6 protein-coding genes are annotated in these 9,506 nt (G+C 44.7%); 3 read left to right on the forward strand and 3 right to left on the reverse strand.

Annotated elements, in window-relative coordinates; genetic code table 11:
- Positions 1-430: 430 nt before the first annotated feature.
- Positions 431-910, reverse strand: coding sequence for a rhodanese-like domain-containing protein (locus QT973_RS26520; RefSeq protein ID WP_333057623.1), 480 nt, complete (start codon positions 908-910; stop codon positions 431-433).
- A 451-nt stretch (positions 911-1,361) separates the two neighbouring features.
- Between QT973_RS26520 and QT973_RS26525 the strand changes: the two genes are divergently transcribed.
- The 3 genes from QT973_RS26525 to QT973_RS26535 are packed head-to-tail and all read left to right on the forward strand — an operon-like array spanning position 1,362 to position 5,396.
- Positions 1,362-2,081, forward strand: a complete 720-nt coding sequence (locus QT973_RS26525) for a hypothetical protein (RefSeq protein ID WP_333392531.1) — start codon at positions 1,362-1,364, stop codon at positions 2,079-2,081.
- Positions 2,082-2,098: 17 nt separating this feature from the next.
- Positions 2,099-3,919 carry a hypothetical protein gene (locus QT973_RS26530; RefSeq protein WP_333212140.1) on the forward strand — a complete coding sequence of 607 codons (1,821 nt, stop codon included), beginning with the start codon at positions 2,099-2,101 and terminating at the stop codon, positions 3,917-3,919.
- 1 nt (position 3,920) lies between these two features.
- The gene (locus QT973_RS26535) at positions 3,921-5,396 is read left to right on the forward strand and encodes a DUF1802 family protein (RefSeq protein WP_333392533.1); all 1,476 of its coding nucleotides are present in this window, start codon (positions 3,921-3,923) and stop codon (positions 5,394-5,396) included.
- A gap of 60 nt (positions 5,397-5,456) precedes the next feature.
- Here QT973_RS26535 and QT973_RS26540 read toward each other — a convergent pair whose 3' ends face one another.
- Entirely contained in the window at positions 5,457-6,173 is a 717-nt protein-coding gene (locus QT973_RS26540; protein WP_333057618.1) for a Uma2 family endonuclease, read from the reverse strand.
- 133 nt (positions 6,174-6,306) lie between these two features.
- The gene (locus QT973_RS26545; protein WP_445305702.1) at positions 6,307-9,381 is read right to left on the reverse strand and encodes an EAL domain-containing protein; all 3,075 of its coding nucleotides are present in this window, start codon (positions 9,379-9,381) and stop codon (positions 6,307-6,309) included.
- Positions 9,382-9,506 lie beyond the last annotated feature (125 nt).

Below are 9,506 nucleotides of genomic sequence, written 5' to 3' on the forward strand. Positions count from 1 at the left end.
TCATGAGTTAGCTCTAGCCGATTAAAATTAAAACTTCTAATTATAACATATATCTTTTTTGCAAGAGGTCTAATATTTGCCAAAAACCGACAATCTCCCAAACCCGCCCCGGCAATTGTATTATGGGCGATCCATCGGACATGATATGAAACCCATCCTATACAAAGGAAGTCACTCTCTAAGAGACTAAGAAAATATAAGACTGATTTGGTATAATATCATGTCCTCACGATTGACCATAATATCCCGGCCGGGCGGGTTTTTGAGATTGTCCATTATTGGCAGATATTGTTGGTGAACCCGCCCCTACAGGAATCAGGGTAATCGACCGGGCATGGTATAAGTTCGGATAGAAAAACCCGGTAACTTTTGCGATACCGGGTTTATTAAGTGTCAGATTCTGTGGGTTAATTCTGCCGCCAATCTGAGGTTATTTGTTGATTTTCTGCGCTTCTGCGTGGTGTTGCAAGCGAGAGAAAACGTTGTAAGCGTCGGGGCCGGGAGTATCGTGTTCGGCAGCGCCGTCGATGGGGCCGTCAATGGCTTTCCAAGCAGGAATTCCGCCTTTGAGTTCGGCTACTTTTTGAAAGCCTGCTGCGCGGAGAAGATTGGCAGCTTCGGCGGTTTGTTGGTCGTTTTCGCCGTAGATGTAGATGTCGCGGATGGGTTCTAAACTCGATTGTGCGCGCTCAACTAATTCGTCCATTGGCATCATTACCGCGCCGGTAATGTGGCTTTTGGTGAAGCTTTCAAAATCACGGGCGTCGATGATTGTGAGTCCGGGTTCGCCCCAATCTAAACGGGCTTTGAGGTCGTGGCTAGATGCTTGAGCTTTTAAACCGGGAGGGGTGGGAGTAAAGTCGGGAAGTTTGTCTTTGATGTTGGAAATTTGGTCGGGAATAGTTTTCATGGGTAAAATCTTGTTCAATGTTTTGATTGCCATTGCAATGTAACAAGATGTTTAGGTTGCATTCGTCTTTCTAAAGGCAGAATCGAGCATTGAACTAAAGTCGCAGTTAGGCTAGTTTCCGGGTTATTAGGTGCGGTTGGGAGCGCTACATTTGTTGAGGTTGCTAGAGCCTAGCGAGCTGTGCTTAAAAATGTTTCGATCGCATTTGGTGCAGAGAATTTGAACTGCGATAATGTATCAAACATTTTATTTTATCAATTCACAAGTTTTTAGTCAATCCTCATCTTTTTGGTAATCGAATTTTACTGTGGTGATGAGTGACAAAATTATTTAACAATGAAATAAGCATAAGTTATTCGCAGGTTCGCCCGCGTGCGGAAAAGTTTAAATGTTTGCCAGCAAGGTTTCTGGTAAAATTTAAAAGTAAAAACAAGTATTTAAAGGTATGGATATGTCTGAGAAAAGTGAAGTTGCGGTGCCTATAACTTTGACACCGGAAGAGCAAGCGGTGTGGGATGCGAAGGCGAAAGTTCGGGTACTGCTGAATTTGTGGGATTTGAGCGGCGGGAAGATGAAGGTGAAAAAGGGGGAGTTGACTAAGCGGATTGTGCGGACTAATGAGACGAGTCAGAGATATGTGGAAGTGCTGGGCGAGTTACAGGCGACTGGGGCGATCGAGTATTCGCTGGTAAATCGGGTGACGCTGGTGGAATTGACGGCGAAGGGGAAAGAAGTTTTAGCGGAAGGCCTGAAAAGTAAGGATTCTCTGTTTGAGTTTGATGGTTCTCAAATTGGTACTCGCCTGGGAAATTCTTTGTTGAAGTGGATTCGGCATCAGGATGGTGTGGCAAGTGTTGGGGTTGAGAAGGGGAAGGGGGATGTAGGGGCGATCGCATCTTATGAGGATTTTAAGTCCCAAGCCCTTGCCCTATTTGAGAAATTGGACAAAGGCTACAACTACATGGGACTTGTCCCAATCTGGCATCTGCGCCGTGAGCTAGGGGAACAGGTTAGCCGGGAGAATTTCAAAGACTTGATTATGCAGATGCAGGCCGATCGTTTATTTTATCTCCAAAGTGGAGAGGCTCGTGGAGCAACTGATGAACAAAAGCAAGACTCGATCAGCGATGACATAAGAGGTCTTTTATTTTTCGCTAGCAAACCATCTTGAGATTGAGGTAGAAAACAATGACAGATCCGTATACACTGTTTGAAGAAGCACGGAAGCAACAGCCCAATCCTTTCAAATTGAAACCCATCGTAAGCGCGAATGAGGTTTGGGGTGAAGTTGTAACTAATCTCGATGACCTCAATCAGCAGGTTGACCAAACAATCTATAGAGCAATTTCTGAAGTCCGCCAAAAGTATTCTGATAAAATCGGGATTGCAGTCAGAGGTGATAGAGGCACAGGCAAAAGTCATACAATCCACCGGATATGGAAAACTATTGAGCGCGACGGTGGCTCTGTATTTGCCTACATTCCTCAATTTACTAACGCTAGTCGAATTGACTCCCATGTGCGGTTCCATCTTTCACTCAGCTTTAAGCACCAAGATGTCAGAGGAGTAACGCAATGGCAGCAACTTGCTGCGTCTATGATTGCGACTCTTAAGGGAACAGAATTTGAAGAAAAATACCAGCCCTATCTTGAAAAATGCCATCATCCTGAAGAATTAAGGAAATACCTCATTCAAAATCTCAACCAACCTCAAAGATATGAATTTATTGATGAGGTAATCGAAGCAATCTTAGAATCTCAACATGACCTTGACTTTAATTTTTTGAAAGCCGTTTTATTTCTCATATTTAAATCGGCTCCAATCGCTCAAGTTGGTATGGCTTGGATTCAAGGTATAGATCATCCTGAAACCAAGCAAAGGGGTTTACCAGAGTTTTCGCAGCAAGAACAAGATGCAAAGTCTATTTGGTTCATAGAGCAGATATGTAAGCTTGCTGGAGTTTCATCACGACCCGTATTGATTTGTTTCGATCAACTAGACCAAGTTAGTGTAGGTAATGACTGCGGAGATAGCGCTGCTCAAATAGTAGCTAGCTGCATAGATAGAATTTACTTTCAATGTAGCAATGTACTTCTCCTCTGTTGCGTTATTAGCGACACATGGAAGGAAATTGAACAAATGGGAAGTGGCATACCCGATCGTGTAGGACAAAGGTCTGTAGCTACAAACCCACCTACTTCTGATCAGATGTTAGAGCTTGTTAAATTGAGGCTAGCTTGGTTTCACAGCAAAAATAATCTAAATTCTGATGATTACCCTAATTTATATCCTTTTGATGCTAATCAAATCAGAGGTATTGCAAGTAAAGCTGCTGGTGTGCGAGACTTGATGAAATGGTGTGCGGAACAATTTGATTCAGTGGAAATTGTAGATCCAGGAACTTCAACGAGAGACCCGATCAACAATAAACAGCAAGAGTTTCTGGATTCTTATTATGAACTATTGAATCGAGTTTCAGTCCCCGAACAAAACGATGACCAGTTAGCTGCTATTATTGCCTCTACAATGGCAATGATTCCTAAATGTGGAACAGAAAATGTAATAATTACTTCGGTTACACATATTAATCAGGCAGGTCACGATTTACATTTGATTATTGATGGCTACGATGCAGTTCAACAAAAAGCAGTAAGAATTGGAGTCAGAGTTTCCGAAACTTTGACTGGCATGACATTCAATGCAGTAATGCAACGACTGTTGAAATATGCCAAACATAACATTACTCGTGGTTGCTTAGTCCGCTCAACACCCGTTCCCCTCAGTTGGAAGAAAGGCAAACAGCTTGAAGAAAAACTTGTACAGGAACAAGGAGGTGAAGTTGTTGTTCTAAAGAAGGATGAGATCAAGCCTTTAGCAGCACTTCATCAAATTTACGAGGAGGCTGAGAACTACGGGTTTACTAAGCAGGAAGTGATTGACTTCGTTCAAGAATTAAACCTGGCTGCTAAAAATCCACTACTTTGTGAAATTCTAAGCGCTCCTACTTAATATGAATCTTGGAATCATTAAGGGTATTCAATTACCAGCTTGTGATGTTGACCTGCTAACATTAGGCAGGCTAATTGCTGTACCATTCAGGCAAAATATCAGAGAAGGTGAGGTACTCTGGCTCTATCCCAGTCAACACCTTCCTGATAATCTTAGCCTCGATCAATACTATCAGACTCAATATTTGACGAAGGCTGAAAGTGCATTTGCTGAACTTCAAACATATCCTATTCAGATTAAAATCTGGGCGCGTTGTGAATATCATTGGCGGATTAATCCACAGCAAAAATACCTTTTAGAGAAAATTGCACAGTCAACAGTTTGGAAATTGGAAGCTTTGGAACATATTTTTGAAAAATACCAAGTTCTCAAGCTATTGATTTTACGAGTTTATCACCTGTCTAATCCTTGTGTAGTCAATGTGCAAACAGAGTCAGGAGCTTTCTATTGGCCGCAGCGCGACGATGTGATGGCAATGAATAGCGAGATTGATACTCCGGTGATTTCTGAAGCTAGTTTTTATCAGCGTAAAGCTCTCTTGGTGGCGGGAGAAGTCTATCCTTATAAATATTTAGAAGCTTTGCAGTTGCAAGTTGAGGAAATTGGTAGTAGCAACTTAGCTGCCAATCAGCTCAACGATGATATCAAAATATTTCTAGGTTGGTCTGAAAATTCACCAACAGCAAAACCAGACCGAGATTTAGCATGGATAAGTGCGATCGCAGCTTTGGGAAATCGCAGCATAGAACTAGAAGAAAAAAAAAGCAACTATCAAGCAGGCACCGATTTTGAGAATATCACACGTCAAAGTCTTGAATTCTTAGGATTCAAGATTGAGAATGCCTACAAAGGCGGTGCTGGTGGCTTAGATTTATTTTGCTCCCAACCCTATCCCTTAGTTGGTGAGTGTAAGGCGGGTAGACTTATCCCCAGTCGAACTGCTGAGGAATTGATTAAACTGGGAGGAATGCACTTAAGTCGGGATAAATTTTTAGAATCTACCAAGTTAGTGATTGGCCCCGGCAATCCTTCGGTGGATATGTTGAAAGCAGCACAAGAGTGGAAAGTTAGTATTATCAATGCCATGACTTTACAGAAGCTAGTTGAGTTAAAAGCTAAATATCCAGGTGCTGTCAACTTAGTTGAACTAAAGCCCTATCTAGAAATGGGGCGGCAAATTGACGACAGGATTAAGGATTATATTGAGAAAGTTGAAAGAGAAATTAGGCTGCGATCGCAAATCATACAAGCAGTGAAACAACTTTGCTCAGATAGCGACTTTCCAACGGTTGTTGAGATTAAAGTTCAATACAATGCTAGATTTGCCGCCACTGATTCTAAGCTGACAAACGAATCAGTAAAGGATTTGACTATAGAACTTTCTTCACCGCTGACTGGTTACTTAGGGCGAATTAAAGGAGACAATTCGCAAAGCGATCGCTTTTATTTCCTGCGCGATTTGCCACTAGATGATTGAGATACGTCAAGGGCGATTCCCTGGGGGATAGCTTCGCTCGCGCGTACTTCATCCAATTTCCTACACAGCATCAGGATCTACGCCCAATTCCCGCAACCTCGCCGCCAACCTTTCAGCTTTCTGCAATTGAGCTTGTTCTGCCTTAATTAACCCTTCTACCAATGGGGGATATAATATTTCATTGACTGATAATCTCAGATTTGGAAATACTACAGATACCATGTCATCTCCCGGCAAATAATCTATCTGTGCATAACTTTCTTCACCTTCGGGAAATGCCGCAACTCGCACCCGCTGTCTATTTTCTGTTGGGTCAACAATCACATATTCCGGCACGTTAGCTAGTTCGTACTCTCCTCGTTTAACTACATAATCTGCTCGCCGATCTTGGCTCACTACTTCTACTACAAATAAAGGTGTTTCGCTCAAGTCTAAGATGCCAGAACCGGGTCTGGCAAGAACTTGTTGCCACAAACTTTCTGTGCAAACAACTACATCGGGAATGCGGGATGTAGCATCTTCTGTTCTGACTCCCACAGAAGTTTTTACGACTAAATCCAGATTATGTTCCGCTAGGTAACGCTGCAATTTATAAACCCAAAATTCGCAGATGCTTGTATGTAATGCGCTAGCCGTTGCCATCGGTATTAATTTGCCTTTGTACAATTCATATTGTACATCGTCATTGCTTTGATAAACTCTGTACTCTTCAAAAGTTAATGTCGGGGAAGTATCGATCTGTTTTTCTTCGACTGCTGGCACAACAGATTGAGACATATATTTTTACCTATCTCGATAGTTTTCTATTATACTCAATTTTGATTTTAACACTCAAGGCATTGAGTACGAAAAGATCGATCGCCCTTATTGACAATCAAGCAATTTGCTCCGGTTAAATATTTGGTTCAGTTCACCATTTCGGCGATCGCCTCAACAAGGCTGTAGCTGCCTCACTATCGAGAGGTTTAGAGAAAAAGTACCCCTGACCGTACTCGCAGCCGATCGACCGCATTTGAGCCAATTGGACGGCGGTTTCGACACCTTCTGCCACTACCTCCATCCCCAAACTGCGGGCCAGCATGACGATCGCCCGCACGATTTCCAAATTTTCGCCCATTTCCCCAATGCGACTGACAAAAGAGCGATCGACCTTCAAAATATTAATCGGGAACTTGTGCAAATAACTCAGAGAGGAATAACCAGTACCAAAATCATCAATGCACAAATCAATCCCCAAGTCTCTCAACTGCGAAAGCATCGCCGCCGCCGCTTCCCCATCTTCCATCACCACAGTCTCAGTAATCTCCAACTTCAAACAGCGAGCATCAACACCCGTTTCCTGCAAAACTTGCTTAATTTGCTCGATGGACTCCGGTTCCGAAAACTGCCTCCCCGAAAGATTTACTGCTACAGTCAGCCGCGAATTTCCCACAGGTAAATTCAAACTCTGCCACTTAATAATTTGGCGGCAGCTTTCGCTCAAAACCCACAAACCCAAAGGCATAATTAACCCAGTTTCCTCAGCCATCGCAATAAATTCCATCGGGGAAACTAAACCCCGTTCCGGGTGCAGCCAGCGCACCAGCGCCTCAAATCCGATAACAGAACCACTTTTCAAACTAACGATCGGCTGATAATAAACAGTAAAAGGACATTCCAATTTTAAAGCAGTCACTTGCGACTTCGGACGCTCCAATCTCCGATCCATTTCACTCATCGGCGAGTTTTCTGCCGCCGTCCCACAGGCGAAATCCACTATCGAATATTTCAAATTTAGTTCTTCAACCGACTCCCGCAAATCATGTTCCAAGTGCATCAAAGCCACAGCCTGAGTGTGCATCGCACGGGTAAAAACTTCGTAGCGAGCTTTACCGAGAGCTTTGGCGCGGTACATTGCAATATCAGCATCGCGCAAAATATCTCCCGGCCACTGATATTTGTCGGTACTCAAAGCAATGCCGATGCTAGCAGTAATTAAAACTTTATTACCTTCCAAATAAAGCGGTCGTTCGATCGTCTTGAGAATTGCCTTTGCTTGGGCGATCGCCTCATCAACACCGTGAATTTCCTCCAGCAAAATCACAAACTCATCTCCCCCCAGACGAGCCACCGTATCGCCTGGCCGCAAACAAGTCAAGAGACGGCGAGCCACAGCCACCAACAGCCGATCGCCCGTGCGGTGTCCCTGACTGTCATTAATCACCTTAAACCTGTCCAAATCCAGAAACAGCACCGCAAACTGATAGGTTGGATGCCGTTGGGCGCGGGCAAAAGCTTGGCCCAACCTGTCAGTCAACAAAGCACGGTTGGGCAACTCCGTCAGCGCATCGTGCAAAGCATCGTGCAACAATTGTTCTTCAGCCACCTTGCGTTCAGTCACGTCGTGACAGTTGACCACAATTCCCCGCACCGAAGGTTCCTCGAGCAAATTCGTCGCCACCGCTTCCAACACGCACCAGGAACCATCCTTGTGTTTCACTCGGTATTCCGCCATGCCCAGGCTAACTTTGGGCATTTGCATGACACCTTTGAAAACTTGATCCACTATCAGCAATTCGTCAGGGTGAATCAAGTCAAATATAGATCGGCCCAGCACTTCTGCCGTCGGGTAGCCCAAAATCCGCTCTAGGGAAGGAGATACATAGCGGCAAAAGCCTTTATCGTCGAGAATCACAATAATGTCTCTAGCATTTTCAATCAACGATCGAAAGCGCTTCTCGCTTTGCCGCAGCTCTTGTTCCGTGCGCTTGCGATCGGTAATATCGGTATTCATGTAAATCAGACCGACAATTTTCCCTGTAGCGTCTTTAATAGCATCGGCCCGCAGCAACACTTGCAAAGTTTCACCGCTTTTAGTGCGGTTGGTAATTTCACCAAACCAAGAATAACCTTGGGCGATCGTGTCGAGTACCTCCCTAGCGACTGCGGGGTCAGTAAAAACTGCCGATATACCTCCGGCTAGTTTAAATTCCTCTGCCGTGTCCCACTCAAATAGCTGAGAAAACGCTTGATTTTGATAGATGTGAGTGCCGTTCGCATCGCTGATGCCGATCGCGTCACTCGAACTTTCCACCGCCTTGCGAGTCAGCACCAGAGCTTCTTCTGCCCGCTTGCGCTCGGTAATGTCAATGCCGACCAGACAAGCTGCTTTGCCCCGATCGTACTTTTGAGCCACAATCAAATAGTATCCCTCCGACTCTCCTCCGTCGGTTTGTACCTTAACGTTGAGTTCTTTAACCGCTTCCGTAGCGTCATCGGCAAAAAACTCCACCACAAAAGAGTTAAAATCCGAGCTAGCGCCCAGAAAACCAATATCTTGACCGACAAAAGCCGACGGCGGCAAACCATGCAGTTTGGCTAAGTGCTGGTTAACCCCCAAATAGCGCAAATCCGAGCTAATCCAAGATACTGTTCCCGGAACTGCTTCCAAAATCGTTTGCAGTTGGTCGTTAGCTTGCTGCAATGCTTGCTGCACTTCACATATTGGTTCCGCCAAGTCAGATTGAACTCCTACAAAGTGAGTCAAATTAGCGTTGTCGTCTCGCACGGGAGATAGCGATAATTTGCTCCAAAAAGGAGTGCCGTCTTTGCGGTAATTTTTAATTGGTGTCTGGATTTCTCGACCTTGGCGCAAGGCCTCGCGGATTTTAGCTACGGTAGTTCGATCGGTATCCGGGCCTTGCAAAAATCGGCAATTACGCCCCAAGATTTCACTGGCGCAGTAACCCGTCATCCGTTCAAAGGCCGGATTGCAATAAATTATGGGACAATCTGGTGCATTGGCGTCAGCAATGACAATGCCGCAGCTAGTAGCGGCCAGGGCTCGATCGCGCGGCCACAGTGCTTCTGATGCAGTATGGCGATCGTCGGCACTCCCCACTTCACCTAAATTAGAAATTGACTGGTTCTCCCGATCTCCCATCAGCCGAACTTTCAAGCAAACCTTTACAATTTCCGAGTTGTTTCTTACTCTAACGTTTTTCAGGACTCGCGCAACGTAAATTGTATCTTCGCATTTAAGTAAGGAATGAGAATTAAATAACTTCCACAAGTTTGTGGGATGGGCGTCCCGCCCGTCCGTGTTGGACGGGCGGGACGCCCATCCCACAA

Origin of the sequence: Microcoleus sp. Z1_A1 (assembly GCF_036700305.1) — a bacterium.
In the GTDB taxonomy this organism is placed as follows: Bacteria; Cyanobacteriota; Cyanobacteriia; order Cyanobacteriales; family Microcoleaceae; genus Microcoleus.

Excerpts from the sequence above, each read along its gene's own strand:
- QT973_RS26535 (WP_333392533.1), top strand. The coding sequence starts at position 3,921 with ATGAATCTTGGAATCATTAAGGGTATTCAATTACCAGCTTGTGATGTT.
- QT973_RS26530 (WP_333212140.1), top strand. The coding sequence starts at position 2,099 with ATGACAGATCCGTATACACTGTTTGAAGAAGCACGGAAGCAACAGCCC.
- QT973_RS26540 (WP_333057618.1), bottom strand. The coding sequence starts at position 6,173 with ATGTCTCAATCTGTTGTGCCAGCAGTCGAAGAAAAACAGATCGATACT.
- QT973_RS26525 (WP_333392531.1), top strand. The coding sequence starts at position 1,362 with ATGTCTGAGAAAAGTGAAGTTGCGGTGCCTATAACTTTGACACCGGAA.
- QT973_RS26520 (WP_333057623.1), bottom strand. The coding sequence starts at position 910 with ATGAAAACTATTCCCGACCAAATTTCCAACATCAAAGACAAACTTCCC.